Source organism: Alteripontixanthobacter maritimus (genome assembly GCF_003340475.1).
Lineage (GTDB): Bacteria > Pseudomonadota > Alphaproteobacteria > Sphingomonadales > Sphingomonadaceae > Alteripontixanthobacter > Alteripontixanthobacter maritimus.
In genome coordinates, this window is sequence record NZ_QBKA01000002.1 from 1,473,160 (window position 1) to 1,498,620 (window position 25,461).

34 protein-coding genes, 1 tRNA gene and 1 pseudogene are annotated in these 25,461 nt (G+C 59.3%); 2 read left to right on the plus strand and 34 right to left on the minus strand.

What is annotated here, in order from left to right; genetic code table 11:
- Position 1: 1 nt before the first annotated feature.
- The 26 genes and pseudogenes from rpsE to HME9302_RS07385 form a co-directional block, all read right to left on the minus strand.
- Complete coding sequence (rpsE, locus tag HME9302_RS13435; protein ID WP_115366463.1) at positions 2 to 898, minus strand: 30S ribosomal protein S5; 897 nt, start codon at positions 896 to 898, stop codon at positions 2 to 4.
- Entirely contained in the window at positions 899 to 1,243 is a 345-nt protein-coding gene (gene rplR, locus HME9302_RS07260) for a 50S ribosomal protein L18 (protein ID WP_115366464.1), read from the minus strand.
- Between the two features lies 1 nt (position 1,244).
- Positions 1,245 to 1,778 (minus strand): 50S ribosomal protein L6, encoded by a 534-nt coding sequence (gene rplF, locus HME9302_RS07265; protein WP_115366465.1) that lies wholly within the window; start codon positions 1,776 to 1,778, stop codon positions 1,245 to 1,247.
- A complete protein-coding gene (gene rpsH / locus HME9302_RS07270; RefSeq protein WP_115366466.1) occupies positions 1,778 to 2,173 on the minus strand; it encodes a 30S ribosomal protein S8 in 396 nt (131 codons plus the stop codon). Before rpsH ends, rplF begins: the two co-directional genes overlap by 1 nt.
- An 11-nt stretch (positions 2,174 to 2,184) precedes the next feature.
- A complete protein-coding gene (gene rpsN / locus HME9302_RS07275; RefSeq protein WP_115366467.1) occupies positions 2,185 to 2,490 on the minus strand; it encodes a 30S ribosomal protein S14 in 306 nt (101 codons plus the stop codon).
- Between the two features lie 44 nt (positions 2,491 to 2,534).
- Positions 2,535 to 3,140, minus strand: a complete 606-nt coding sequence (gene rplE / locus HME9302_RS07280; protein ID WP_115366468.1) for a 50S ribosomal protein L5 — start codon at positions 3,138 to 3,140, stop codon at positions 2,535 to 2,537.
- Complete coding sequence (gene rplX, locus HME9302_RS07285; protein WP_115366469.1) at positions 3,133 to 3,453, minus strand: 50S ribosomal protein L24; 321 nt, start codon at positions 3,451 to 3,453, stop codon at positions 3,133 to 3,135. The genes rplE and rplX overlap by 8 nt, the downstream gene beginning before the upstream one ends.
- Positions 3,453 to 3,821: a 50S ribosomal protein L14 gene (rplN, locus tag HME9302_RS07290; protein WP_115366470.1), complete on the minus strand. Its 369-nt coding sequence runs from the start codon at positions 3,819 to 3,821 to the stop codon at positions 3,453 to 3,455. Before rplN ends, rplX begins: the two co-directional genes overlap by 1 nt.
- A 194-nt stretch (positions 3,822 to 4,015) precedes the next feature.
- Positions 4,016 to 4,297 (minus strand): annotated as a pseudogene (gene rpsQ, locus HME9302_RS07295) (30S ribosomal protein S17); the annotation flags it as partial.
- An 11-nt stretch (positions 4,298 to 4,308) separates the two neighbouring features.
- The gene (gene rpmC / locus HME9302_RS07300; RefSeq protein ID WP_115366472.1) at positions 4,309 to 4,536 is read right to left on the minus strand and encodes a 50S ribosomal protein L29; all 228 of its coding nucleotides are present in this window, start codon (positions 4,534 to 4,536) and stop codon (positions 4,309 to 4,311) included.
- A 2-nt stretch (positions 4,537 to 4,538) separates the two neighbouring features.
- Entirely contained in the window at positions 4,539 to 4,970 is a 432-nt protein-coding gene (rplP, locus tag HME9302_RS07305; RefSeq protein WP_115366473.1) for a 50S ribosomal protein L16, read from the minus strand.
- A 28-nt stretch (positions 4,971 to 4,998) separates the two neighbouring features.
- Positions 4,999 to 5,694 carry a 30S ribosomal protein S3 gene (gene rpsC, locus HME9302_RS07310; RefSeq protein WP_115366474.1) on the minus strand — a complete coding sequence of 232 codons (696 nt, stop codon included), beginning with the start codon at positions 5,692 to 5,694 and terminating at the stop codon, positions 4,999 to 5,001.
- 1 nt (position 5,695) lies between these two features.
- Entirely contained in the window at positions 5,696 to 6,079 is a 384-nt protein-coding gene (gene rplV, locus HME9302_RS07315; RefSeq protein ID WP_115366475.1) for a 50S ribosomal protein L22, read from the minus strand.
- Positions 6,079 to 6,354: a 30S ribosomal protein S19 gene (rpsS, locus tag HME9302_RS07320; protein ID WP_115366476.1), complete on the minus strand. Its 276-nt coding sequence runs from the start codon at positions 6,352 to 6,354 to the stop codon at positions 6,079 to 6,081. Before rpsS ends, rplV begins: the two co-directional genes overlap by 1 nt.
- Positions 6,355 to 6,359: 5 nt before the next feature.
- Complete coding sequence (rplB, locus tag HME9302_RS07325; RefSeq protein WP_115366477.1) at positions 6,360 to 7,196, minus strand: 50S ribosomal protein L2; 837 nt, start codon at positions 7,194 to 7,196, stop codon at positions 6,360 to 6,362.
- An 8-nt stretch (positions 7,197 to 7,204) separates the two neighbouring features.
- On the minus strand, positions 7,205 to 7,519 hold the full coding sequence (locus HME9302_RS07330) for a 50S ribosomal protein L23 (RefSeq protein ID WP_115366478.1): 315 nt from the start codon (positions 7,517 to 7,519) through the stop codon (positions 7,205 to 7,207).
- Positions 7,512 to 8,138, minus strand: a complete 627-nt coding sequence (gene rplD, locus HME9302_RS07335; protein ID WP_115366479.1) for a 50S ribosomal protein L4 — start codon at positions 8,136 to 8,138, stop codon at positions 7,512 to 7,514. Before rplD ends, HME9302_RS07330 begins: the two co-directional genes overlap by 8 nt.
- A gap of 4 nt (positions 8,139 to 8,142) precedes the next feature.
- Positions 8,143 to 9,051: a 50S ribosomal protein L3 gene (gene rplC / locus HME9302_RS07340; protein ID WP_115366480.1), complete on the minus strand. Its 909-nt coding sequence runs from the start codon at positions 9,049 to 9,051 to the stop codon at positions 8,143 to 8,145.
- A 209-nt stretch (positions 9,052 to 9,260) separates the two neighbouring features.
- Positions 9,261 to 9,572 carry a 30S ribosomal protein S10 gene (gene rpsJ / locus HME9302_RS07345; RefSeq protein WP_061924928.1) on the minus strand — a complete coding sequence of 104 codons (312 nt, stop codon included), beginning with the start codon at positions 9,570 to 9,572 and terminating at the stop codon, positions 9,261 to 9,263.
- A 160-nt stretch (positions 9,573 to 9,732) separates the two neighbouring features.
- The gene (tuf, locus tag HME9302_RS07350; RefSeq protein WP_115366481.1) at positions 9,733 to 10,923 is read right to left on the minus strand and encodes an elongation factor Tu; all 1,191 of its coding nucleotides are present in this window, start codon (positions 10,921 to 10,923) and stop codon (positions 9,733 to 9,735) included.
- 91 nt (positions 10,924 to 11,014) lie between these two features.
- Positions 11,015 to 13,108 carry an elongation factor G gene (fusA, locus tag HME9302_RS07355; protein WP_115366482.1) on the minus strand — a complete coding sequence of 698 codons (2,094 nt, stop codon included), beginning with the start codon at positions 13,106 to 13,108 and terminating at the stop codon, positions 11,015 to 11,017.
- 105 nt (positions 13,109 to 13,213) lie between these two features.
- Positions 13,214 to 13,684, minus strand: a complete 471-nt coding sequence (gene rpsG, locus HME9302_RS07360; protein ID WP_115366483.1) for a 30S ribosomal protein S7 — start codon at positions 13,682 to 13,684, stop codon at positions 13,214 to 13,216.
- 185 nt (positions 13,685 to 13,869) lie between these two features.
- The gene (rpsL, locus tag HME9302_RS07365; RefSeq protein ID WP_115366484.1) at positions 13,870 to 14,241 is read right to left on the minus strand and encodes a 30S ribosomal protein S12; all 372 of its coding nucleotides are present in this window, start codon (positions 14,239 to 14,241) and stop codon (positions 13,870 to 13,872) included.
- A gap of 418 nt (positions 14,242 to 14,659) precedes the next feature.
- Positions 14,660 to 15,223, minus strand: a complete 564-nt coding sequence (locus HME9302_RS07370) for a MarR family transcriptional regulator (protein WP_115366485.1) — start codon at positions 15,221 to 15,223, stop codon at positions 14,660 to 14,662.
- Positions 15,224 to 15,738: 515 nt separating this feature from the next.
- Complete coding sequence (locus tag HME9302_RS07380) at positions 15,739 to 16,050, minus strand: hypothetical protein (protein WP_115366487.1); 312 nt, start codon at positions 16,048 to 16,050, stop codon at positions 15,739 to 15,741.
- A gap of 61 nt (positions 16,051 to 16,111) precedes the next feature.
- Complete coding sequence (locus HME9302_RS07385; RefSeq protein WP_115367566.1) at positions 16,112 to 16,618, minus strand: helix-turn-helix domain-containing protein; 507 nt, start codon at positions 16,616 to 16,618, stop codon at positions 16,112 to 16,114.
- Between the two features lie 183 nt (positions 16,619 to 16,801).
- On the opposite strand from HME9302_RS07385, the gene HME9302_RS07390 reads away from it, so the two are divergent.
- Positions 16,802 to 17,485: a hypothetical protein gene (locus tag HME9302_RS07390; protein WP_115366488.1), complete on the plus strand. Its 684-nt coding sequence runs from the start codon at positions 16,802 to 16,804 to the stop codon at positions 17,483 to 17,485.
- On the opposite strand, the gene HME9302_RS07395 is transcribed toward HME9302_RS07390, so the two are convergent.
- Together HME9302_RS07395 and HME9302_RS07400 are read right to left on the minus strand one after the other, a co-directional pair.
- Entirely contained in the window at positions 17,482 to 18,126 is a 645-nt protein-coding gene (locus HME9302_RS07395) for a nucleotidyltransferase family protein (protein WP_115366489.1), read from the minus strand. The two genes, HME9302_RS07390 and HME9302_RS07395, sit on opposite strands and share 4 nt — an antisense overlap.
- Complete coding sequence (locus HME9302_RS07400) at positions 18,123 to 18,956, minus strand: XdhC family protein (RefSeq protein WP_115366490.1); 834 nt, start codon at positions 18,954 to 18,956, stop codon at positions 18,123 to 18,125. The genes HME9302_RS07395 and HME9302_RS07400 overlap by 4 nt, the downstream gene beginning before the upstream one ends.
- A 101-nt stretch (positions 18,957 to 19,057) precedes the next feature.
- Here HME9302_RS07400 and ribB point away from each other — a divergent pair, with 101 nt between their 5' ends.
- Complete coding sequence (gene ribB / locus HME9302_RS07405; RefSeq protein ID WP_115366491.1) at positions 19,058 to 20,359, plus strand: 3,4-dihydroxy-2-butanone-4-phosphate synthase; 1,302 nt, start codon at positions 19,058 to 19,060, stop codon at positions 20,357 to 20,359.
- 276 nt (positions 20,360 to 20,635) lie between these two features.
- Here the strand turns inward: ribB and HME9302_RS07410 are convergent, their stop codons facing one another.
- The 6 genes from HME9302_RS07410 to fabF form a co-directional block, all read right to left on the minus strand.
- On the minus strand, positions 20,636 to 21,151 hold the full coding sequence (locus HME9302_RS07410; protein ID WP_115366492.1) for a hypothetical protein: 516 nt from the start codon (positions 21,149 to 21,151) through the stop codon (positions 20,636 to 20,638).
- Between the two features lie 5 nt (positions 21,152 to 21,156).
- Complete coding sequence (locus tag HME9302_RS07415) at positions 21,157 to 22,272, minus strand: hypothetical protein (protein WP_115366493.1); 1,116 nt, start codon at positions 22,270 to 22,272, stop codon at positions 21,157 to 21,159.
- 184 nt (positions 22,273 to 22,456) lie between these two features.
- Positions 22,457 to 22,533 (minus strand) — tRNA-Met (locus tag HME9302_RS07420).
- Between the two features lie 71 nt (positions 22,534 to 22,604).
- On the minus strand, positions 22,605 to 23,117 hold the full coding sequence (locus HME9302_RS07425) for a 2'-5' RNA ligase family protein (RefSeq protein WP_115366494.1): 513 nt from the start codon (positions 23,115 to 23,117) through the stop codon (positions 22,605 to 22,607).
- 54 nt (positions 23,118 to 23,171) lie between these two features.
- Positions 23,172 to 24,143, minus strand: coding sequence for an endolytic transglycosylase MltG (mltG, locus tag HME9302_RS07430; RefSeq protein WP_115366495.1), 972 nt, complete (start codon positions 24,141 to 24,143; stop codon positions 23,172 to 23,174).
- 3 nt (positions 24,144 to 24,146) lie between these two features.
- A complete protein-coding gene (fabF, locus tag HME9302_RS07435) occupies positions 24,147 to 25,406 on the minus strand; it encodes a beta-ketoacyl-ACP synthase II (RefSeq protein ID WP_115366496.1) in 1,260 nt (419 codons plus the stop codon).
- Between the last annotated feature and the right edge of the window lie 55 nt (positions 25,407 to 25,461).

Genomic DNA, 25,461 nt, shown 5'->3' on the forward strand with positions numbered 1-25,461 from the left:
ATTACTCCGTAACCGCTGCAGCGTCGGCCTTGGCCTCGGCTTCGGATGCGCCGCCGCGACCCAGAAGGTCGGCGACTTTCTTGCCGCGACGCTGGGCAACCGACTTCGGCGAAGTCTGGTTGGTCAGCGCGTCGAACGTGGCGCGGATCATGTTGTATGGGTTGGACGTGCCGACCGACTTGGTCACCACATCGGCAACGCCAAGGCTTTCGAACACAGCGCGCATCGGACCACCGGCAATGATGCCCGTACCTGGAGGAGCCGTGCGGATCTCGACCTTGCCGGCACCGAAACGGCCCTTGTTGTCGTGATGCAGCGTGCGGCCTTCCTTCAGCGAAACGCGGATCATGTGCTTGCGCGCAGCCGCAGTCGCCTTGGTAATGGCTTCGGGTACTTCGCGTGCCTTGCCCTTGCCGAAGCCAACCCGGCCGGAGCCATCGCCAACAACAACCAATGCTGCAAAACCGAAGCGCTTACCACCCTTAACCGTCTTGGAGACGCGGTTGATATGGACCAGCTTCTCGATGATGCCATCATCTGGCTCATCGCGGCCGCCACGGCGATTGTCACGTCCACCACGACCACGATTACCGCCCGGGCCACCGCCCCGATTGCCACCAGAGCCACCGCCCCGATTGCCACCGCGTCCAGCATTTGCAGCAGGCGCAGAAGCGTTGGCATCTGCCTGGGTGCGCGCAGGAGGCGTGGAAGCACCCGCAGCTGACTGGTTGTCTGCCGCTTCGGTCGAAGCCACAGTCGGAGTCGGCGTAGAGCCGGCGTTGTCGACCTTGGGCTGTTCCGGCACAGCGTGCTCGGTTTCGACCTTGGTCACTTCTTCTACCTTCGGCACATCGGCCTTGGGCGCGGTATCTTCGGTTTTCTTGTCATCAGCCATAATTTAAAACTCCAGCCCGCCTTCGCGGGCGGCGTCGGCAAGCGCTTTCACGCGGCCGTGAAAAAGGAAACCGCCGCGATCGAACACGACAGTCGTCACACCGGCCTTCTTGGCTGCAGCTGCGATATCGGTACCGACTTTCGAAGCAGCATCTACATTCGCACCAGAGCTCTTCGCGCCAAGTGTGCTTGCAGCGGCAACCGTCTTACCGGCGGCATCGTCGATGATCTGAGCGTAGATGTGCGCGCCGGTGCGGTGCACCGACAAACGCGGCTTACCACCGGCGCGGGATTTAAGCGCAGTCCGCACACGACGGCGGCGGCGTTCGAAAAGGGAAAGTTTGGCCATCTTACTTCTTCTTCCCTTCCTTGCGGAAGATGTACTCGCCGCGATACTTGATGCCCTTGCCCTTATACGGCTCAGGCTTGCGCCAGCGGCGGACTTCGGCGGCGAACTGGCCGACTTCCTGCTTGTCCATCCCATTCACTTCAATGGTGGTCTGGTCAGGCGTTTTGACAGTAAGGCCTTCGGGGATGTCAATATCGACATCGTGGCTGTAGCCGAGCTGCAGGTTCAGGATTTTGCCCTTGACTGCTGCGCGATAACCGACGCCATTGATCTCGAGAACCTTGGAGAAACCTTCGGTAACGCCTTCGACCAAATTGGACACAAGTGTGCGCTGCATGCCCCAGAAGGCTTGCGCCTGCTTGGTGTCGTTAGCGGGCTTCACCTGGATTTCGTCACCCTCGACCTTGTAGTCGATCAGTTCCGACAGGCCGAGTGTCAAAGTGCCCTTGGGGCCCTTCACGCTCAGCACATTGCCATCGATATTTGCGGTCACACCATTCGGAATGGCGACTGCCTTCTTTCCGATACGGCTCATCAGAACACCTCCGCGAGCACTTCGCCGCCGACGTTCTCGGTGCGCGCTTCGTTATCCGAAAGCACACCGCGAGGGGTCGAGACGATAGTAATGCCAAGGCCGTTGCGCACGGTCGGAAGTTCTTTCGAACCCGAATATACGCGGCGGCCAGGCTTCGACACGCGGGCCACATGCTTGATAGCAGGCTCGCCTTCGAAATATTTCAGTTCGATACGCAACGCCTTGTGCGCGCCGGTCTCATCTTCGGCATAGCCACGGATGTAGCCTTCGCGCTGAAGCACTTCGAGAACGTTCGCACGCAGTTTGGACGCAGGCGAGAGAACAGAGTCCTTCTTTGCCTGTTGCCCGTTGCGGATGCGGGTGAGCATATCACCCAGGGGATCGGTCATAGCCATCTGTCAGATCCTCACCAGCTCGACTTCGTGACACCGGGGATCAGGCCCTTGTTGGCCAGATTCCGGAGCTCGATGCGATTAAGGCCGAACTTGCGGTAATAGCCGCGCGGGCGGCCGGTGGTGGTGCAGCGGTTGCGCACACGCGTGGGGTTCGCGTTGCGCGGCAATTCCGCCAGTTTGAGACGTGCAATCAAACGCTCGCTCTCGTCGAGCGACTTGTCGTCGGCCACAGCTTTCAGCTTTTCGTATTTCGCTGCATACTGCTTGACCAGCTTCTTGCGCCGCTCATTCTTGTTAATGGAACTCAGTTTCGCCATTGGACTTAAGCTCTCTTCCTTGTCTCGGACAATAGCCGCACCGCTTACGCGGCGGCCTTTTCGTCTTCAGCCGATGCTTCGGCGGCCTCGGGGGCGGGGAACGGGAAACCGAACAGGCGCAGCAATTCGCGCGCTTCATCGTCGGTCTTTGCGGAGGTGGTGACGATCACGTCGAGGCCGCGGACGACGTCGATACGATCATAGCTAATTTCAGGAAACACGATCTGCTCCTTCAGGCCCATGGCGTAATTGCCATTACCATCAAAGCTTTTCGGGTTGAGCCCACGGAAATCCCGAATGCGGGGCATTGCGATAGTCACCAGACGGTCAACGAATTCGTACATCCGTTCACGGCGAAGGGTTACCTTCGTACCGATCGGCATGCCTTCGCGAAGCTTGAACTGAGCGATCGACTTCTTCGCCTTGGTGATGACCGGCTTCTGGCCCGCGATCAATGCGAGTTCCTCGGCAGCGGTCTGGACCTTCTTCTTGTCCTGGCTCGCCTCACCCACACCCATGTTAAGCGTGATCTTTTCGATCTTGGGCACTTCGAGACGGTTCTTGTAACCGAACTTTTCAGTCATCGCCTTGACGATCTCGTCGTCATAGCGCTGGCGCATACGTGGCGCGGTGTTCTTTTGATCAGCCATCGATCGTCTCTCCGGACTTCACGGCCACGCGGACCTTCTTGCCGTCCTTTTCCTCGAAACGGACGCGAGTGGGCTTGCCGTCCTTCGGATCCGCAACAGCAACCTTGGCCATGTGCATCGGAGCCGGAATACGGTCGATCCCGCCCTGCGGATTGGCTTGGCTGGGCTTACGATGACGGGTCATCACATTGATGCCTTCCACCAGAACCTTGCCATCCTTGGGCATGACTTGTGTGACGGTACCGGTGCGGCCCCGGTCACGGCCCGAAAGCACAACGACGTTGTCGCCTTTCTTAATCTTGGCAGAACCCATCACAGCACCTCCGGCGCGAGCGAAATGATCTTCATGAACCCGCGGCCGCGCAATTCGCGAACCACAGGGCCAAAGATACGCGTACCGATGGGCTCTTCCGTCTTGTTGACGAGCACGGCAGCGTTGCTGTCGAAGCGGATAACGCTGCCATCGGGGCGGCGTACATCCTTGCGGGTCCGAACGATGACGGCACGGTGTACGTCGCCCTTCTTGACCTTCGCGCGGGGCTGGGCTTCCTTTACGGAAACCACGATCACGTCGCCTACGGATGCGAAACGGCGCTTTGAGCCGCCCAGTACCTTGATGCACTGGACGCGCTTGGCGCCGCTATTGTCCGCGACGTCGAGATTGGATTGCATCTGGATCATCGATCCGGTTCCTTCTCATTTGGCTTGCCGGAACAAGTCCGGCAGTTCCTTCGTCAGTCCTGCCGCAGATGCGACAGAGCGATTGCTTATTCGGCGTCAGCCGCCTCGGCTTCTTTTTCTGCCTTGGCCTTGGCCCCTGCTTCGGCCTTGGCCTTTGCAGCTGCCTGGGCTTCAGCGGGAGCGCCCGTCGGCGTAGCTTCAGCGACATCGAGATCAGCGGCCACGGCCACACCCTTCGATGCCTGTACGCGGTCGATCACCGTCCATGTCTTCGTCTTGGAGATCGGCTTCGTCTCCTCGATGCGGACTGTGTCGCCGATCACGTACTCGTTCGTCTCGTCATGCGCGTGATACTTTTTCGAACGGCGGATGATCTTCCCGTAAAGCGGGTGCTTCACCTTGCGCTCGACCTTCACAGTCACGGTCTTGTTCGTCTTGTCCGAGGTTACGGTCCCGGTCATGATACGTTTGGGCATCGTTAAACTCCTCAGGCCGCGCTGGATTTGGCCGATGCTGCGGAACGTTCGTTCTGCAACGTCTTGATCAGCGCAATCGCGCGGCGAACTTCCTTGATCCGGGCAGGCCGTTCCAACTGGTTGGTAGCTGCCTGAAAGCGCAGGTTGAACTGCTCGCGCTTCAATTCGACGAGGCTTTCGGTAAGCTGGTCGTCAGACTTGGTGCGCATATCTTCCACGGTGGATTTGGTATCTGCCATGCTCAACCCTCCAGGTGCGAGGTGTCGCCGAGGCGGGCGACAACCTTCGTCTTGATGGGAAGCTTCATCGCGGCGCGGCTGAACGCTTCTGCCGCAAGCGGACCGGCAACGCCGTCCAGCTCGAACAGAATGCGACCTGGCTTCACACGAGCGGCCCAGTATTCCACGGAACCCTTACCCTTACCCTGACGGACTTCGGCAGGCTTCTTGGACACTGGCACGTCGGGGAAGACGCGGATCCACAAACGGCCCTGACGCTTCATATGACGCGTAATTGCACGGCGAGCGGCTTCGATCTGGCGCGCGGTAATACGCTCAGGCTCTAGGGCCTTAAGACCATAAGATCCGAAGTTCAGGGTCGTTCCGCCTTTGGCAGAGCCCTTGATCCGGCCTTTGAAGGCCTTGCGATACTTGTGTTTTTTTGGTTGCAGCATTGCTTTTCTCTATCCCTGGCAGTCCGCCCTAGCGGGCAGGCCTTACGCCGGATGTCTGTGCTTCCATCATGAGGCGATCTTGCGCGGTCGGATCGTGGCCAAGGATCTCGCCCTTGAAGATCCAGACCTTGATACCGATGATCCCATATGCCGTCAGCGCTTCGGCTTCGGCATAATCGACATTGGCGCGGAGCGTATGCAAAGGCACGCGGCCTTCACGGTACTGTTCGACACGGGCGATTTCCGCGCCGCCGAGACGACCGCCACAAACGATCTTGATGCCCTCAGCGCCCAAACGCATGGCGGACTGCATCGCGCGCTTCATTGCACGGCGGAACGCAATCCGGCGGATCAGCTGGTCAGCGATACCGGTAGCAACGAGCTTGGCATCGATTTCCGGCTTGCGAATTTCGACGATATTCAGCTTCACTTCGCTCAACGTCATTTTCGCCAGAGCGCCACGCAGCTTCTCGATATCCGCGCCCTTTTTGCCGATAATGACGCCGGGACGCGCTGCATAGATCGATACGCGGCAAAGCTTCGCCGGACGCTCGATCACAACCTTGGAAATCGCAGCCTGTGGCAGCGAACCCATGATGTGCTTGCGGATCTCGATGTCTTCCTTGAGCAGCTGCGCATAATCACGCCCTTCGGCGTACCAGCGGCTGTCCCAAGTGCGGTTGATCTGGAGCCGTAGACCGATCGGATTACTCTTCTGACCCATCTTACGCCTCCTCTTCTTCGTGTTCGCGCACAACAATCCGCAGCCGGCTAAACGGCTTCAGGATACGTGTCGACTTACCGCGACCGCGTGTGTGGAACCGCTTCATTGTGATCGCCTTGCCGACGCTCGCCTCGGCAACGATCAGCGCGTCGACATCCAGGTTATGGTTGTTCTCGGCGTTGGCGATTGCGGACGACAGCACCTTGAACGCGTCGCGAGCCATGCCCTTCTTGGAGAAGGTCAGGATGTTGAGCGCCTCTTCGGCCTTCTTGCCACGGATCAGTTCAGCGACGAGATTGAGCTTCTGCGCGGAACCACGAATTGTGGTACCCACAGCAAGAGCCTCGTTCTCGGCCACGCGGCGCGGAGTTTTTGCCTTGCCCATTATCGCTTGCCCTTCTTATCGGACGCATGACCAGGGAACGTACGCGTTGGCGCAAATTCACCGAGCTTGTGACCGACCATGTCTTCCGACACGGATACCGGGATAAACTTGTGACCGTTATAGACATTGAACGTCAGCCCAACGAATTGCGGCAGGACCGTGCTGCGGCGCGACCAGGTCTTGATCGGCTTGTTGCTGCTCGCTTCCTGTGCGTCTTCTGCCTTCTTAAGCAGGGACAGCTCCACGAACGGACCCTTCCATACGGAACGTGCCATGTCCGTTACCTCTTCTTCTTGGCGTGACGCGAACGGATAATCATCTTGTCCGTCTGCTTGTTCTTGCGAGTGCGGGCGCCCTTGGTCGGCTTGCCCCAAGGCGTAACCGGATGGCGACCACCGCTGGTCTTGCCTTCACCACCACCATGCGGGTGATCGACAGGGTTCTTGGCGACACCGCGGGTAAGTGGCTTAACGCCCATCCAGCGCTTGCGGCCGGCCTTGCCCAGGTTCTGGTTCTGGTTGTCGGGGTTCGACACCGCGCCAACCGTACCCATGCAATCGGCGCGCAGATAACGCTGCTCGCCAGAGTTGAGACGGACCATGACCATGCCACGGTCGCGGCCGACGAGCTGGACGTAAGCCCCGGCGGAACGGGCAATCTGCCCACCCTTGCCCGGCTTCATCTCCACATTGTGGATAATGGTGCCAACAGGCATCTGACCCAGAAGCATGGCGTTGCCGGGCTTCGTATCGACTTTCTCACCAGCGATGACCTTATCACCAACCGCGAGGCGTTGCGGGGCGAGAATATAAGCCATCTCGTCATCGGTGTACTTGATGAGTGCGATGAAAGCAGTGCGGTTTGGATCGTATTCAATCCGTTCCACGGTGCCTTCCACGTCCCACTTCCGACGCTTGAAATCGATGAAGCGATACTTCTGCTTGTGACCGCCGCCGATGCCGCGCGAGGTGATGTGCCCCTTATTGTTGCGGCCACCAGTCTTGCGCTTGCCCTCGGTCAGCGACTTGACCGGCTTGCCCTTGAACAGGCCGGACTTGTCGACGAGGATCAGGCCGCGACGGGCGGGAGTGGTCGGTTTATAATTCTTGAGTGCCATGGTTCGCCTCAGATCCCGCTGGTGACGTCGATGGAGTCACCTTCGGCCAGTGTGATAATGGCCTTCTTGAAATCGGAACGCTTGTAAGGTTTGCCCTTCCAGCGCTTACTCTTGCCCTTGGTCACGATCGTGTTCACGTTCGTGACCTTCACGTCGAACAGAGCCTCGATCGCTTCCTTGATCTGCGGCTTCGTGCTGTCGTTCGCGACCTTGAAAACGACGCCGTTATACTCGGACAGCAGCGTCGACTTCTCGGTGATGTGGGGGGCGAGGACGACGTCGTAATGACGCGCGTCCACACCGTTTTTCGTGTCCTTAGCCATCGAAACGGGCCTCCAGCTTTTCGACCGCATCCTTGGTGAGGACCAGCGTATCGTGCTTCAGGATGTCATAGACGTTGGCGCCCATCGCCGGCATCACATTGACGCCCGGGAGGTTGCCGGCAGCCTTGGTAAAGCTGTCATTCACAGCTTCCCCGTCGATCACCAGAACCTTGCCGCCCCAACCCTGCTTTTCGAAGTGTCCCTTCAAAGCCTTGGTCTTGGCATCTTTCAGTTCCAGCGTATCGACAACGACCAGCGCGTCTTTCGCCTTGCTCGACAAGGCCATTTTCAGGCCGAGCGCGCGGATTTTCTTGTTCAGCGAGGGATTGAAATCCCGCTTGCGTGGGCCGTGGGCCTTACCGCCGCCGATGAAGATTGGAGCGCCGCGATCACCGTGACGAGCGCCGCCCGAACCCTTCTGTGGGCCGTGCTTGGCGCCGGTACGGGCAACATCGGCACGCTCCCGGGCAGGCCGTGCAGTCGCGCGCCGCTTTTCCAGCTGCCACGTCACAACGCGGTGCAGGATATCGGCACGCGGCTCGACACCGAACACGGCGTCGTTAAGCTCGACATCACCAGATGCCTTGCTGCCGTCGATTTTTTGGACCTTCACCTTCATCGGTTCAGCCCTCCTTACCATCATCATCCGAAGCCGTTTTGGCCTCCGACGGATTGTTGACCGGGTCGATCGTCGCACCAGGCTCGCCCGCGGGAGCGATTTCCGATGCCGCACCGGCTTCTTGCTCTTCAAGCAGCTTGGCCTGCAGTTCCGGCGAAACTTCCGGCGTTACTTCATGCTCTGCCGCGCCTTCCACAAGACCGGGCTTCGCATCATCAGAAGCAGTTTCAGCGGCGTTACGTCGCATGGCACCGGGGAACGGCGCCTCCGAAGGCATCGGTAGCTTCACAGCATCCCGAACCATCATCCAACCATTCTTGGTGCCGGGTACGGAACCCTTAACGAAAATCAGGCCACGCTCAGCATCGGTGCGAACCACTTCAAGGTTCTGCTGGGTACGCTGACGGTCACCCATGTGGCCGGCCATTTTCTTGTTCTTGAAAACCTTGCCGGGATCCTGCCGCTGACCGGTCGAACCGTGCGAGCGGTGAGAAACGGAAACACCGTGAGTGGCGCGCAGACCGCCGAAGTTCCAACGCTTCATGGCACCGGCAAAGCCTTTACCCTGCGTATAACCCGTCACGTCGATCTTCTGACCAGCGATAAAGTGATCTGCAGTGATAGTAGCGCCGACGGGAAGCAAGGCCTCTTCGTCGTTCAAGCGGAATTCCGCGACCTTCATCTTCAAACCGACTTCTGCCTTCGCAAAGGCTTCACGCTGCGGTTTGTTGACGTTTTTCTGCTTCGCCGTGCCCGAACCGACCTGCAGCGCGACGTAGCCGTCACGGTCCATGGTGCGGTGCGACACGACCTGGCAATCTTCCAGAGCAAGGACGGTAACGGGCACGTGCCGGCCATCCTCCTGGAAGAGGCGGGTCATCCCGATCTTCTTTGCGATAACGCCTGTGCGCATCGTACGAACTCCTCAACAGAGGCACCCCGGCTCATCCGAGGTGCTTGTCAGCCCAATTGTTCGATACGTCGCCCCGTCCGGGCTAACTGTCACCGCTTGCACGGCAACGAGACGGGGGACGCTTGCCCGGAGTTTCCGGAGGTATCCCAGTGTCTTGCGGGGCCTTCGCCCCACTCCGGACCAAGTCCGGAGGTAGTCTGAACTTGCCGTTAGGCCAGCTTGATTTCGACGTTTACACCAGCTGCGAGGTCGAGCTTCATCAGCGCATCCACCGTCTGGGCGTTTGGCTGAACGATATCAAGCAGCCGCTTGTAGGTACGCACCTCGAACTGCTCGCGCGACTTCTTGTCGATGTGCGGGCCGCGGTTCACGGTGAATTTCTCAATGCGCGTCGGCATGGGAATGGGGCCACGAATAAGCGCGCCGGTGCGGCGGGCCGTTTCCGCAATCTCGCCAGTTGCCTGATCGAGTACGCGGTGGTCAAACGCCTTCAGGCGAATGCGAATATTCTGAGCTTCCATAACCTATACCGATGCGAAAGAGCCGAGGAGCATTCCGGCGAGGCCGACACACTCCCAAAAATAAAGAGCCGCCCGCCTTCCGGCGAACCGGATAGGGGCGACCCCAAACCAAAACCTGACCGGCGGGAGACGAATCCCCCGCCGGTGAGCCAAGCCTATATTACTTAGTGATCTCGCTGACAACCCCGGAACCAACAGTCCGGCCACCTTCGCGGATAGCGAAGCGGAGACCTGGGTCCATGGCGATCGGTGCGATTAGCTTGACGTTGATCGTCACGTTGTCGCCAGGCATCACCATTTCGGTGCCTTCGGGAAGGATTACTTCACCGGTGACGTCCGTCGTGCGGAAGTAGAACTGCGGGCGATAGTTGGCGAAGAACGGCGTGTGACGGCCGCCTTCGTCCTTCGAAAGCACATACACTTCGGCGCTGAATTCGGTGTGCGGGTTGACCGAACCGGGCTTGGCCAGAACCTGACCACGCTCGACGTCTTCACGGCCGACGCCGCGAACCAGTGCACCGATGTTGTCACCAGCTTCACCGCGATCAAGCAACTTGCGAAACATCTCGACGCCGGTCACGGTCGTCTTGCCCGTGTCCTTGATGCCGACGATTTCAACTTCGTCACCAACATTCACGATGCCGGTTTCGACACGGCCGGTGACAACCGTACCGCGACCGGAGATCGAGAACACGTCCTCGATCGGCATCAGGAACGGCTTGTCGACCGGACGGTCGGGCTGCGGAATGTGCTCGTCGACAGCCTTCATCAGTTCGATGATGGAGTTCTTGCCGATTTCGTCGTCACGACCCTCGAGAGCAGCCAGAGCCGAACCCTTGACGATAGCGATGTTGTCACCATCGAAATCATAGGCGGACAGAAGCTCACGGACTTCCAGTTCGACGAGCTCGAGGATTTCCTCATCATCGACCTGGTCGACCTTGTTCATGTACACGACCAGCGCAGGCACGCCGACCTGGCGAGCAAGCAGGATGTGCTCACGTGTCTGCGGCATCGGGCCGTCAGCAGCGTTCACAACCAAGATTGCGCCATCCATCTGGGCGGCACCGGTGATCATGTTCTTCACGTAATCGGCGTGGCCCGGGCAATCGACGTGCGCATAGTGGCGCGCTTCGGTTTCGTATTCCACGTGGGCGGTCGAGATCGTGATGCCGCGCTCGCGCTCTTCAGGAGCCTTGTCGATGTTTGCGAAATCGACAGCAGCGCCGCCGTTGACTTCAGCCATCACCTTGGTGATTGCTGCCGTCAGTGTGGTCTTGCCATGGTCGACGTGACCAATGGTGCCGATGTTGCAGTGCGGCTTGTTCCGCTCGAATTTTTCCTTCGCCATGTCTCAATAACCTTTGTCTGAAATTATGTCTTTTTGCGGGTTTTGGACGGCGCCCGCGAAACAGGCGCCGCCCCTAAACGGTAAGCCTGCCTTAAGCAAGCTTCTCCTTGACCTCCTGCGCCACGCTCGCCGGCACTTCTTCATAGTGCGAGAACTGCATGGAGTAGTTTGCGCGGCCCTGGCTGAATGAACGCAGCTCGTTCACGTAACCAAACATGTTGGCCAGCGGGACCATAGCTTCGACGGCCTGCGCATTGCCGCGGGTGTCGGTGCCCTGGATCTGCCCGCGACGCGAGTTGAGATCGCCGATCACATCGCCGAGGTAATCCTCGGGCGTGATGACTTCCACTTTCATCACCGGCTCGAGCAGTTTGATGCCGCCGCGCTCCGCCGCTTCACGCATCGCACCGCGACCGCAAATTTCGAAAGCCACCGTACTGGAGTCGACGTCATGGTAGGCGCCGTCCGTCAGCTGGATGGTGAAATCGATGATCGGGAAGCCGATCAGGTAACCGCTGTCGGCCTGTTCGCGCATGCCCTTCTCGAGGCTTGGAATATATTCGCGAGGAATATTACCGCCCTTGATGCTATCCTCGAACACGATGCCCTGGCCGCGTTCACCCGGAATGAAGGTCGCCTTGGCACGGGCAAACTGCCCGGAACCACCCGACTGCTTCTTGTGGGTGTAATCGACATCGATCTGGCGACCGAGCGATTCGCGATAGGCCACCTGGGGTGCACCCACATTGGCCTCGACCTTGAATTCGCGCTTCATCCGGTCGACCAGAATGTCGAGGTGAAGCTCGCCCATTCCCTTGATGATGGTCTGGCCGGATTCGTGATCGGTCGTGACGCGGAAGCTTGGGTCTTCGGCAGCCAGACGATTGAGCGCAACGCCCATCTTTTCCTGGTCGGCCTTGGTCTTCGGCTCCACGGAGAGTTCGATCACGGGATCGGGGAATTCCATGCGTTCCAGAATGATCGGATGCGCCATGTCGCACAGGGTATCGCCCGTCGTGGTGTCCTTCATCCCCGCGATGGCAACGATGTCGCCGGCAAAGGCTTCCTCGATATCCTCGCGGTTGTTGGAATGCATCAGCAGCATACGGCCGATCTTTTCCTTCTTCTCCTTGACGGAGTTCAGGACCTGACCCTTGGCGAGCATGCCGGAATAGATGCGCGTGAAAGTCAGCGAGCCCACGAACGGATCGTTCATGATCTTGAACGCCAGAGCGCTGAAGGGCGCTTCGTCGCTAGACTCGCGCGTCTCTTCCTTGTCGCTATCCGGCAGCACGCCCTTGATCGCTGGCACGTCGAGCGGGCTTGGCATGTAATCCACAACTGCATCGAGCAGAGGCTGCACGCCCTTGTTCTTAAACGCTGAGCCACAAATGACCGGCACGAAAGCGCGGTCCATCGTGCCCTTGCGGATCAGCTTCTTCAGCTGGTCCGCTTCGGGGATGTTGCCCTCGAGATAGGATTCCATGATTTCGTCGTCTTGTTCGACGACGAGCTCGATCATCTTTTCGCGATATTCCGCAGCCTTGTCGGCCATGTCATCGGGAATGTCGATGTAGTTGAACTCTGCGCCCAGACCGTCATTTTCCCAGACGATCCCGCGGTTGTTCACGAGGTCGACCACGCCGCGCAGGCCGCCTTCGGCGCCAATCGGAAGATACAGAACAAGCGGCACTGCGCCCAGACGGTCGATGATCGACTGCACACAGTAATAAAAGTCGGCGCCGGTGCGGTCCAACTTGTTGATGAAGCACATCCGCGGCACGCCGTATTTATCGGCCTGGCGCCATACTGTTTCGGACTGCGGTTCCACTCCGGCAACGCCGTCGAATACTGCGACCGCGCCATCCAATACTCGCAGGCTTCTTTCAACTTCAATCGTGAAGTCGACGTGGCCCGGCGTATCGATGATGTTGATCCGGTGCTTCGGGCCCTTGCCGTCTTCGGCGGCCCAGAAGGTGGTGGTGGCAGCCGACGTGATCGTGATCCCGCGCTCCTGCTCCTGCTCCATCCAGTCCATCGTGGCGGCGCCGTCATGGACTTCGCCGATCTTGTAGGACTTGCCGGTGTAATAGAGGATACGCTCCGTCGTCGTCGTTTTCCCGGCGTCGATATGCGCCATGATCCCGATATTGCGGTAACGCTCCAGCGGATATTCGCGAGCCATGATAGTTCCTTGGGTTGTCGAGGGGCCTCGATAGGCACCCATATGGGGATTGAGATCGGGCGTTAAAGGCGGGCCGCAGTCAAAGCGCCCCGCCCTTTACGCACACTACCAGCGGTAGTGGCTGAACGCCCGGTTGGCATCGGCCATGCGGTGCGCGTCTTCACGCTTCTTCACCGCGTTGCCGCGATTGTTGGCCGCATCCATCAGCTCGCCCGAGAGACGCGCCGACATGGTGGTTTCCGGACGACCGCGCGCAGCGGTAATCATCCAGCGAATGGCGAGAGCCTGGGCACGTTCGGGGCGAACCTCGACCGGCACCTGGTACGTGGCACCACCGACGCGGCGCGAACGCACCTCGACCTGCGGCTTGATGTTGTCGAGCGCGGCGTGGAACACCTCGACCGGATTGGTCTTGGCCTTTTCCTCCACCGTGTCGAGCGCGCCATAGACGATGCGTTCGGCAGTGGACTTCTTACCGTCGAGCATGAGGTTGTTCATGAACTTCGACAGGATCAGATCCTTGAATTTAGGATCGGGCAGGATTTCCCGTTTTTCGGGACGACGACGACGTGACATATCTGTTAACTCCTTCGGAGTGCGGCAGACCCATCCGGGTCCGCCTTGCGGTGCCGGCCCGTCTCCCCCTCCCAACCACCCGATACCGTATCGGAACATGATCGGGTGGTTGGGAGGGGGAGACGGGCTGGCACCGAGGAAAGCGCGGATGCGCTTTTCGCACCCAACAAAAAACTAGCCCAAATTTATTTGGGCCGCTTGGCCCCATATTTGGAACGGCTCTGCTTGCGATCCTTCACGCCCTGCGTGTCGAGAACGCCGCGAAGCACGTGGTAGCGGACCCCTGGAAGGTCGCGCACACGGCCGCCGCGGATCAGCACGACGCTGTGCTCCTGGAGGTTGTGGCCCTCGCCCGGGATGTAGCTGATGACTTCGCGCTGGTTGGTCAGGCGAACCTTGGCCACCTTGCGCAACGCCGAGTTCGGCTTCTTCGGAGTCGTGGTGTAAACGCGTGTGCAAACGCCGCGCTTCTGCGGGTTGGCTTCCATCGCAGGGACCTTGGACTTGGCCTTCTGCGGAACGCGGCCCTTGCGGACCAGCTGGTTGATTGTCGGCATGAAGTACTCTTCACCTGTATGGTGGCGCGAGATACGACAGGTGGAGAAAGTCGCGGGCCGCGCAAACCACCCCGCATCGTCATCCCCGCGAACGCGGGAACCCAGCGAGATAAGAAAAGCCGCCACTGGCAACCTTCCCTTGCGCGAGCCTGAAACACTCCACCAGGCGCAAACCGCACCGGGTTACTTTGACGGCTGCCCCGCGTTCCATCTTCCCATCGTCATTCCCGCGAAAGCGGGAACCCAGTCGGAAAGCAGAACCCAATAGAAAAGAGCCTCGCTGCTCCGAATCGCTTCGGCGCACCAGGCCCCCGGGACATAACCGGCAATGTTCAGCTCTATCTGTCCGCAGCGAGCGCCTCAAGAGGAGGAAGCCTGCCTTGGATGGGAGGGCGTCTATGTTGGATTTAAGTTTTGGTCAAGTCGCGTCGTCAACCTGTATCAATGCTTTCTCCGCTTCCGACGCCTTCGATTTCGTTCGCGTTCGAGTTCGCATCAGGTCTTCTTCGAGCAGAGCTTTCCGACCGTCGCTAAAATATGCAGTCATCTTCTGATAGCCTAGCAGCGACAACCGCAAGAACTTGCGACGACTATCCGAAGCGTCCTGCTCACGCTCCACCAATTTTGCTGATTCCAGCTTCTCGATCCACCGTAGCCCTGTTGTGTGCGACATTGTCCCGTCAACAAGGACGTCCATCGTTGCCACTTTTGTGCGCTCTTTTGCCGCAATGTATAGATCGAGCAGGATTTCCCAGCCAGCGTCTCCCAACATACTTGGGTCGATGAAACCCCTCCTCCGTCGGCGTTCCTCCAGATCATGTTTGGCAAGGGCGAGCCAGAGGTGGCTGTCGTTTTGAAAGTCAAACGCCGACGATGGCGTATTGGGAACGCTCTCCTTAAGGTCCGCGGCATCGCCCGCGAGGGCTAACAACTGATTTCCAATCAATAACAGCCCGCGAGCCAGCTTGGATGCCTGATCCATGAATTAAAGCCGATTAGCCGCGACTACTGCGAGGCAACCACGCGCAATAATACACAGCCCGTTGGCGGCGTTTCTTGCACCCAATTAACCCTGAGATCAAAGCGAGCAATTGAAGGCCTACCGGCGGCTGCGTCAGAGCCCAATAAGCACGCTGCATTCCGGAATCGGATAGGTACGCAGAGGCATGACCATATACAATTAGTACTTGAGCGCCGGCGGCCACCATTGTCCAAACCCGGTTCGCCTTCACAGCAATGAGGACCATTGCGGCCAAGCCCAGCAAATCAAGCACGATCAGATCGCTACGGACCGTACTTAACAGCGGTTCGCTCGCCAATCCTGATATAACTCTTACCATTATGAATTTACCAAGGATGATACCAATTATCAAACGCTCGGGTGCTTCCCCAAAACGGTAGCTTAACCCAGCCAGAAGAATTAGCATTCCGACAACAAGAGTGATCTCAATAGACATAACAAATTATGGTATAGCAGCAAAATCCTGCCAATACGGTCTACCCGGTCTTTATTTCCTTCATTGGCTCGTTTTCTGGGCATTCGACATAGCCCAGAACATCACCTTGAATTTTCTTTAGCCCGCCATGCACACGTAAGAGATTACCTTCGGCATCGAGAAGCGCCTGCTGCGATTTCAATAAACGAACGATCTCCAAATGTCCTTGGAATGGTTTTGTCGACACGTCCCGCCTTGCGGTAAGCAGCGTCGCTAACAGTGAGGTTTGCTTGACAAGGGCCTCGGCCAACGCCGCTTCCGCGTCTGTAAGATCACGTTGGATACGCATCTGCGCTATTGTAGCTGAAATCATCGAGAAAATTCCCCTGTCGTTGCCCCATCGGACTATGCCTCACCTCTCGAACGCTGCGCAGTCAGGTAGCGAAAATTTGAGATAGTTGCTGGAAAACAGCCAATCCCAAAACGCCGATAACCATCAAGGTCAGACCAATAAGCAGAATTGCCACGATCCGAGCTAAGGTTCCAAACTTGCCTACGAACACCCTAGGTCCAATGCGGTTAAACTGCTTCTGATCAGCCACCCCATCCAGACCACTCGGTTCTGGATGTTTAACGATCAGAAGCTTCTCCGCTTCGTCCTGGACATTAACTTTCGCCAAAATGTCTGGTTTGGGAACATCGGAATCTTCATATATCGGTTTATCGTATACCTCTGATAATCGACGATACTTTGAAGCGGCTTCCGACCTTGATGATACGTTTAGTTTTTTTCGAACGAAATTAATGCGCTGGTCAACGGTGTGCGGAGAAATGCTCAGCAATCGAGCGATCTCCTTCGATGTCTTGAATTCCACAAGGAGGCTCATCACCTCCCGTTGCTTTTCAGTAATTGACGAAAATTCGGTCTTATCCTCGATCATATTGCCCCATTCGAATAGCATGTATGGCGTCCCAACCGACCCCCCGGTAAGGCTAATCACATAGTAGGATGCGTACGGCCACTGTTACGTAGTTGACTTGTTTCGATAACGGTGTCCGCTGACATCGACCTTTCCAAAACAAACCATTTTCCTACACCCCCATTTTCTGCAATCTGCTCGCGGATGACCGATCAGCCATCCATACCGCCCGCCCGCTCCACTCGCGCTATTCCGCGGCACGGGACGTCCGCCGTCGCCTTTCCGGGGGAGGAGCCGGGGGCGGATGATCCTTTGCTGGACTTTGCGCCCTATCTCCATGCGCGGCCGCGTTCCAATTCTATTACGCCCGAACGCCAGCGGCGCTTTGTCGCTACGCTGGCGGCGACCGGGATCGTGACGCAGGCGGCGCGCTCCATCGGGAAGTCCATGGAGGCGCTGTACAAGCTGCGCGCGCGGCCGGGGGCGGAGGGGTTTCGCGAGGCGTGGGACGCGGCGCTCGATCGCGGGATGCAGCGGCTGGAGGATTGCGCGCTCGAACGCGCGCTGCAGGGTACGTCCACCCCCATCGTGTCGGGCGGGGAAATCCTGGGCTGGTGGGACAAGCCGGACAATGCGCTGCTGCGCTTCCTCCTCCAGCACCGTCTACCGCAGAAATACGGGGTGCAGGCGTTGAAGCCCGGCCATCCGATCTATGAAAGCATCCGCGAAGAAGTGCTGGCCGAGCGCGCCGCGCAGGAGGACCGGGACGAGGACGCCATCCTCGCCTCCATCGATGCCAAGCTGGAAGCCATGCGCCGCCGCGACATGGCGGCGAAGCGGTTGCTGGACGGGGATGACGGCGTGGATGATGATGAGGGCGCCGCCTAACCGTCCGCCAGCAAGGCCTCTGCCCTCGCGAGCGCCTGGGGGGTGTCGATATCGGTCAGCTCATGCGGGGCCAGCGTATCGGCGGCGAGGCAGTGGACGGCGCCCTCCCCCGCCAGCCGGGCCAGCAACGCCCCCGCCCCGCGCTCTCCCTCAAGCTGCTGCAAGGCCGCAAAATGCCGCGCATCGAACACCGCCGGCGGGCCGGGGCGCAGACCGGGCCGAGGACCGGAGTGGCGCGGCGAGCCGGGATGGAGACATGCGGCGGCCTGCTTTTCCATGCGCCCCTTCATCAACCGGACGAGCGTCTGCGCGCGAACGAACGGCATATCCGCCAGCGTCACCACCAGCGTATCGCACCCCGCCTCCTGTGCCAGCCGCGCCGCCATCGCCACGGACGTCCCCATACCGCGCGCGCTGTCCGAATTGGCGCGCGCGGTGATGCGGGGCGGCATCGCAAGCCCGCCATCCGCCGGGACAATCGCAATGCACTCCGCCTGCAGCGCATCCGCCGCCCGCCGCGCCGTCTCCAGCGCATGGTGGGCAAGCGGCCTTCCACCCAGCAACGCCTGCCGCTTGTCGCTCCCAAACCGCTGCGAGGACCCGGCGGCCAGCACTGCCACCATGATTGCCGCGCCACTCATGCAGAACGCAGTGCCTCGTATCGCTGAACTGTTTCGGCCAGGATGGAAAGCGCCAGCGTGGCCGGATCACGGGCCTGCGGGATCAAACCGATGGGCCTTGCAAGAGGCGCAATCTGACTTTGTACGAAGCCCGCCTCGCGCAGCATTTCCGCCCGCTCTGCTCGCGCCCGCGCTCCGCCGATAGCTCCCGTAAAGAACGCTTCGCTTCTTAGCGCCCACGGCAGAATGGCGCGCTCCCACTCATGGTCATGGAACAGGCAGACCACAGCGCTGTACGGATCGGGATGGATATGATCGGGCGGCTGGCCGAGCGACAGGCCGTCATGATGGCACAGCACTTCCACCCCGCAGGGCGCGGCGAGCGCCTGCAGGGCCGCGCACTCCCCCTCCCCGCCAAACGCATGGATGCGCAGCTGCGGTGTATAGACTACCGCATTCAGCGGCCCCGCCGGCAGCTCACATCGCGCCGCTTCCCGCTCTTTCATGCGGTCATAGCATTCGGCAAGCGCAGTCGTATCGGGCGCAGGATCGATCAGTATGTCGAGCGAAGACCCGCACGGCAGCCTAAAGTCGATCAGTGGAGACCCCTCGCCAATCCGCAGCACATGCGCCGCGCCTGCCTCCGCCGCTCGTCGGACTTGCGAAACCAGCTCGCGTTCGAGGCAGTGATCCGCCAGATCGCCCGCCACCGATCCGTCCGGCGCTATCGCCAGCTGCGCTCCGACCCGGCGTGAGTAACTTCCCTCGATCGCCGCGAGCGTGCACAGCGCGCCGCCATCCCGTACGATTTGCGCCAGGGCTTGAAGATGGAGCGGAAGAGAATGCGACATTACGCTCACACCTGACTATGAACCCCTCCCGGCGCAAGACGTATGCGCAAATCACATTGCGTTGTTGCGATCACATTTCAATGTGATTACACGTGCGAATCATGAGCAAAACCACTATCGAGCGCGTCCGCGCCATCGTCGATGACGGGCTGATGTCCCGTGCTGCCATTGCCCGCGCGGCAGGCCTCCACGCCAACTCGCTGCGCGATTGCATGGACGAGAAATGGAACCCCACCAGCGACACGCTGGGCAAGCTCGACGCGTTCCTGTCCGACAATGACGAAACCCCGGTGGTCGTCTCGGCAGAGGAGATTATCGAAGAGGCCCGCAACGGCCGCATGTTCGTGCTCGTCGATGACGAGGACCGCGAAAACGAGGGCGATCTGGTGATCCCGGCGCAGATGGCAACGCCCGCCGCGATCAACTTCATGGCTACCCATGGGCGCGGCCTGATCTGCCTCGCGCTGACCAAGCAACGCGTAAAGCAGCTCGGCATCGATTTGATGAGCAGCAACAACCTGTCGCGCCACGAAACCGCCTTCACCACTTCGATCGAGGCGCGCGAGGGCGTGACCACCGGTATCAGCGCGGGCGACCGGGCACGCACCGTGTCGGTGGCCATCGACGGCACGAAAGGCCCGGACGACATCGCCACGCCCGGCCATGTCTTCCCGCTGGTCGCGCGCGAGGGCGGCGTGCTGGTGCGCGCCGGCCATACCGAGGCGTCGGTGGATATCTCCCGCCTCGCCGGCCTCAACGCAAGCGGCGTCATCTGCGAGATCATGAACGACGACGGCACGATGAGCCGGATGGAAGACCTCGTGAAGTTCGCCCGCCGCCACGACCTCAAGATCGGCACCATCCGCGACCTGATCGCCTATCGCCGCGAACACGATCATTTGATCGAACGGCGCGGGGAAAAGCAGTTCGACAGCCGCTGGGGCGGAACCTGGCGCGCGATCGCCTTCTACAACAAAGCCACCGGCGAAGAGACGCTGGCGCTGCAGAAGGGCCAGATCGAACCGGACGCGCCTACGCTGGTGCGGATGCACATGCTGTCCATCTTCCCCGACGTGTTCGCCGAAGATTCCAAGCGCTCCGGCCTGCTGGAAAATTCCATGCGCCAGATCGACGAGGAAGGCGCGGGCGTGGTCGTGCTGATCAACCGGCCCAGCCCCAACTATGTCAGCCGGGCGATGAAATTGAGCGACAGCGGCAAGGAACTCGATTCCCTGCCCGCAAACGCCAGCGAACCGCCCGAACAACGCGATTACGGCGGCGGCGCACAAGTGCTGGCGGAGCTGGGCGTGCGCGACATGGTGCTGCTGAGCAATACGAAGCACTCGATGGTCGCGCTGGAAGGCTACGGCCTGTCTATCGTGGGCGAGCGGGCGATTGGCTAGTAGTTGAAGAGGGTACTAAGAGTGTGAACCAAAGCAGTTAACGAAGCTCTTAAGGTTACGCTTCCACACTATCGTCGGACCTCAACACCAGACTAACTATATCGAAGGATCCTAGTTCTGCTTCAATTGTTGCAATCGTTTTGAGGCGATGCTTGTGAAGCTTCTTTCGACTTTCCTGCCATTGACCCTAGAGTAGCTTCGAAAGCGTTGGCATGGCCGGTATCGGATTTAAGTTCAGCGATGAACTGCTCGAGTTTGCTGCTTTCCAAGGCTTCGTTAAAAGTTGCCGTAAACTCGCCGCCGCGCTTCCGCGATCATCGTCGTACGATTTTCCATTAATGTGAAGCGAGCCTTGGAAGTTTTGAGCGCGGCACTTCTACCGTCGGTGTCGTCAACCATAAGTCGAAGAGTTGCCAAACCCTTCATGTACTCGGCAACATTGCCTTTACCCATCAAAGGAGCAAGGGCTTGTGTTGCTGCTACATGTGCTGCGATAGCTTGTCTTGCTTCTCGCCGCGCCTGTGCGACCTCTTGACCATCTAACACATTATCCGCGAGTTCGGTAATCGCAGCATCTACGTTTGCACCTGTCGCATTAAAATCTTGCACCGCTACCAGATATTGCTGTTGCAGCGCTGCTTCATTATTAAGTCTCGCGGTAGCATAATATGTGAATACCGCAGCAAAAAACCCGCCGACCAGTGCGGTTGCAAGGCCACCTAGAGCGAGCTTTATCCAGCGTGATAGCTGTGCTCGCGTAAATTGCGGGATGGGCTGCGAAACGGTGGCCATGATAGCTATTTGCTCGCTTTCAGCCCTGTTTTCAAGCTTGCTGCGGTCGTCACCTTGGCATCCCTCTCTGCTCGGCCGCACAAATCACTCGCTTGGTCGAGCCTTGCTTCACCCAAAGCTACAGCCATATCATTAATGCACTCCTCAATAGCCGTTCCCGCATCATTCGCTCCGACACCTACGGTTTTGAGTTCAACGGTAACGCCGTTGTCCACAACGGTTTTACTATCACAGCCTGTAAGGGCGAACATGCCCATCAACGCCAAGGCAAAACCACCAGAGGATTTAAGGACGTATACTCCGGGTGAATTAACATTGATCGTTAGATCGGCGGCTGCACTGTCGGGAACCTTAGATAGACCCATCTCATAGAAGGAGTTGGGCAGCGCTCCGCCCTTACCCAAGCGAGACCGAAGGTAATCAAATCCGTTCAACCATGCCGAAAGTACCGCGCTATCTTCAGATGTGAAACGAGCTTTGCCAGTGTGAAACTCGGCGACAAAATGACCTCGGTAAACGAAATTTCGATATGCGAGACGATAGACCTCTTCGTGTAAGCTTCGTCCAATCTGGAATACCGCCGTTTGCGTGTGGAGCGCCTTGATCATTCCGCCGCTGAAAAAGCGTTTAGGTTGCGCTGCCTTCCATTCCACGCGTCGGCCGATGTAGGTGAATTCTCCATCGTCACCATCTTGAGCGACGATACTTTTCGTATCCCAAGGTTCATCAAGCAATTCACCAATCAGAACATCGTTAATGTAACCCTCAACTGGGACAATAACCAAATCGCCCTTCTGTGCATCTCCCAGCAAAGCTTTTAAAAAACCTAGCCGGGTCCGATCCGTCCGATTGACAGCTTTGGAACCCTTTGGCTCATTACCGCGATCACGGCTTTTTAATTCTCGATCCCACCGGTCAGCGGCGATCACTTTCACAATTTCTTGATCGGACCATGTAACAGGGTGCCCGTCTAAATCATCCAGCCCGCGCACATCCAAAAAAATCGCGTTCGAGCGCTTTACCTCTTTATAGAAACGATAGGTTTTTCCCGGGGACACCTTAAAAATGCGATGGTCATCCGGCAGGACATAGGCATCCAACGATACAACTGACTTAGGCATTTGACTCCCCAGATATCGCGGGAGAATTAAGGGGGCGGTATCAGCGAGTCAATCAATACCTATGCGAAGGAAAGACACCACGATATCTGATATTCTCCGAAACACATCGTCTTCAATTCTGTCCAAACTTTATCGACTACGTTAATTTTTGTGGCCGATAGAGAACTATTGCAACTGATGCGAATGGTAGCGGAGGAGGGACTTGAACCCCCGACACGCGGATTATGATTCCGCTGCTCTAACCAGCTGAGCTACTCCGCCCCATGGGGCTCGCTTGAGCGCGCGTGGCGCTGTTTGCGAAGGCGCGCGTTTAGGCTGCGCGGTGCAGGTGGTCAACCGCGAAACGGCCAGTCTTTCACCGCGTCCCACGGTCCGCCCAGATAACGGTGCAACGCCAGCCCGCGAAAGGCGAAGCTGCGCGGTTCGATCTGGTCCGCCAGCTGTGCCTGCAATGCCTTAACAGCGTCCAGCGTCACCTTGTTCTGGATCGTGACATGCAGGCGCGGCGTGTGTTGGTCCTGCGCTGTGAGCAGGCCGTGCAAACGCTCTGCAATGCGATCGCGGACCGACAGCATGGCGGGGCTGGTCAGTTTGAGGGCCGTGCCGCGGCCGAGGTTCAGCAGACCCTCCAGCTCGGCCGGGACAGGCGACATCTCGGCTGCGATACGAGCGCATTCGGCCCGAACTTCCTCTTCCGCAAAATGCGGGATGGCATGGAACAGCGTGACATGCGCTTCCAGGTGATTGCGTTCGGGCGGGAAGTGCTCGGTTCGCAGCGACGTCGCCCAGCGGTGCATGTCCTTTGGCAGCTGGGCGGTGAGGATCAGGGGCGCGTTATCGGTCATCCTTGGCCTCACGCGATCCGTCATCCCAGCACAGGGGCAAACGGTCGCCTCGTGTCACATCTCGCCCCGTTTGCGGCGCAGGGCGAACCACTTGTCCACATTGGCGTTATGCTCTTCCAGCGTATCGGCGAAGGCGTGGCCGCCCGTCCCGTCCGCCACCATGTAGCGCGCGCTGGTCTCGGCCGGGTTCAGGACCGCGGCGATACTCTCGCGGCCCGGATTGGTGATCGGACCCTTGGGCAGACCCGCCATCGAATAGGTGTTGTAGTCGTTGATCGCAGCGATTTCCGACTGGCGGATACGGCGGCCGAGCGGCTTGCCCTTGGTGATCGGGTAGATAATCGTCGGGTCGGCCTGCAGCAGCATGCCATCTTTCACCCGGTTGGAATACAGCCCGGCCACCATGCGCCGTTCCCGCGCTACGCCGGTTTCCTTCTCCACGATACTGGCAAGGATCACCGCCTCTTCCGGTGTTGACACCGCGATACCGGGTTTGCGCTGCGCCCATAGTTCGGCCAGCGTTTCGTCCATCGCCTGCTGCATCCGGGCGAGCACCGCGCCGCGCGGTTCGCCGCGTTCGAAGGCGTAGGTGTCGGGCAGGACGGAGCCTTCTGCCGGGGCCGCGATCTCGCCGGTCAGCAGCGGCTCCGCCATAAGCTTTTCCATCACGATGATGGACGGCGTGCCTTCCGGAATGGTCACGAACCGCCGGATGACATCGCCCGACTGGAAGGTATTGAGAATGGTCGAGGGGCTGGCACCGGCCGCGATCATAAATTCGCCCGCTTGTATCGGATCCCCACCGCCGAACAGTTTGGCGCGCAGCAGGAAGCCGTCGGCGTTCTCGATCAGGCCCTGTTCCTCAAGACTGTTCGCAACCGATGTCAGCGAGGACCCGGACGGCACGATGAAGGCGGTGTCCTCCTCCACCTGGGCGGAACCCCACCAGCCATAGGCGAAGATGCCGATGGCGATCAGCCCGGCGATCGCCAGTGCGATAAGGAACAGGCAACCGCGTTTGAACATGGCTCAGTCGGCCTGCTTCATAATGAGGCTGGCATTGGTTCCGCCGAAACCGAAGCTGTTGTTGAGCACAGCCTTCACCTGCCGCTTCTTCGCGGTGTGCGGCACCAGGTCCACGCCCTCGGTACCGTCGTCCGGATCATCAAGATTGAGTGTGGGCGGCACGATCTGGTCGCGCATGGCGAGGATACAGAAAATGCTTTCCACAGCGCCCGCGCCGCCGAGCAGGTGCCCGATGGCGGACTTGGTGCTGCTCATGCTGGCGCCGGTCAGATCGTCGCCCAGCACGCGCTTCACCGCCGCCAGTTCGATCGTGTCGGCCATGGTGGAGGTTCCGTGGGCGTTCACGTAATCGATATCGCCCGGCCCCATGCCCGCCTTCTTCAAGGCCATCCGCATGGCCAGTTCTGCGCCCCTGCCTTCGGGATGCGGGGCGGTGACGTGATAGGCGTCGCCCGACAGGCCGTAGCCCACGACTTCGGCATAGATAGTCGCGCCGCGCGCCTTGGCGTGTTCGTATTCCTCCAGCACGACCACGCCTGCGCCTTCGCCCATGACGAAGCCGTCGCGGTTCTTGTCGTAAGGCCGGCTGGCCTCGGTCGGGCGGTCGTTCATGGACATGTTGAGCGCGCGGGCCTGCGCGAAACCAGCCACGCCGAGCGGGTTGATGGTGCCTTCCGCCCCGCCCGCCAGCATGATGTCCGCATCGTCATCCTTGATCATGCGCGCAGCATCGCCGATCGAATGCGCGCCTGTCGAACAGGCGGTGACGACCGCGTGATTAGGCCCCATCAGTCCGTATTTAATGGAGACCTGCCCGCTGATGAGGTTGATCAGACGGCCATGCACGAAATGCGGGCTGACCCGGCCGGGGCCACGCTCCGCCAGTACCAGCGACTCGCTTTCGATGCCCGGCAGCCCGCCGATGCCCGAACCGATAGAGCAGCCGGTGCGCTCCTTCAATTCGTCCGACATTTCGGTGAGCCCGGCATCTTCCAGCGCCTGCCCGGCGGCGTCGATGCCATAGACGATGAACGGATCGACCTGGCGCTGAACCTTGTGATCGACGCGCCTGTTCGCGTCGAACCCATATTCGTGGTCCGCCGGTTTCACTTCGCAGGCAATGGTGCATTTCTGGTCCGAAGCATCGAAGCGGGTAATCGGCCCGGCGCCGCTTTTGCCGGCGAGAATATTCGCCCAGGTCGTGTCGACATCGCCTCCCAGCGGAGTGACGAGACCCAGTCCGGTTACAACCACACGGCGCATCAAACTTCTCCTAAAACATCACAGGCCCAACCCGCGTCGGGGTCGGGCCTGTCAG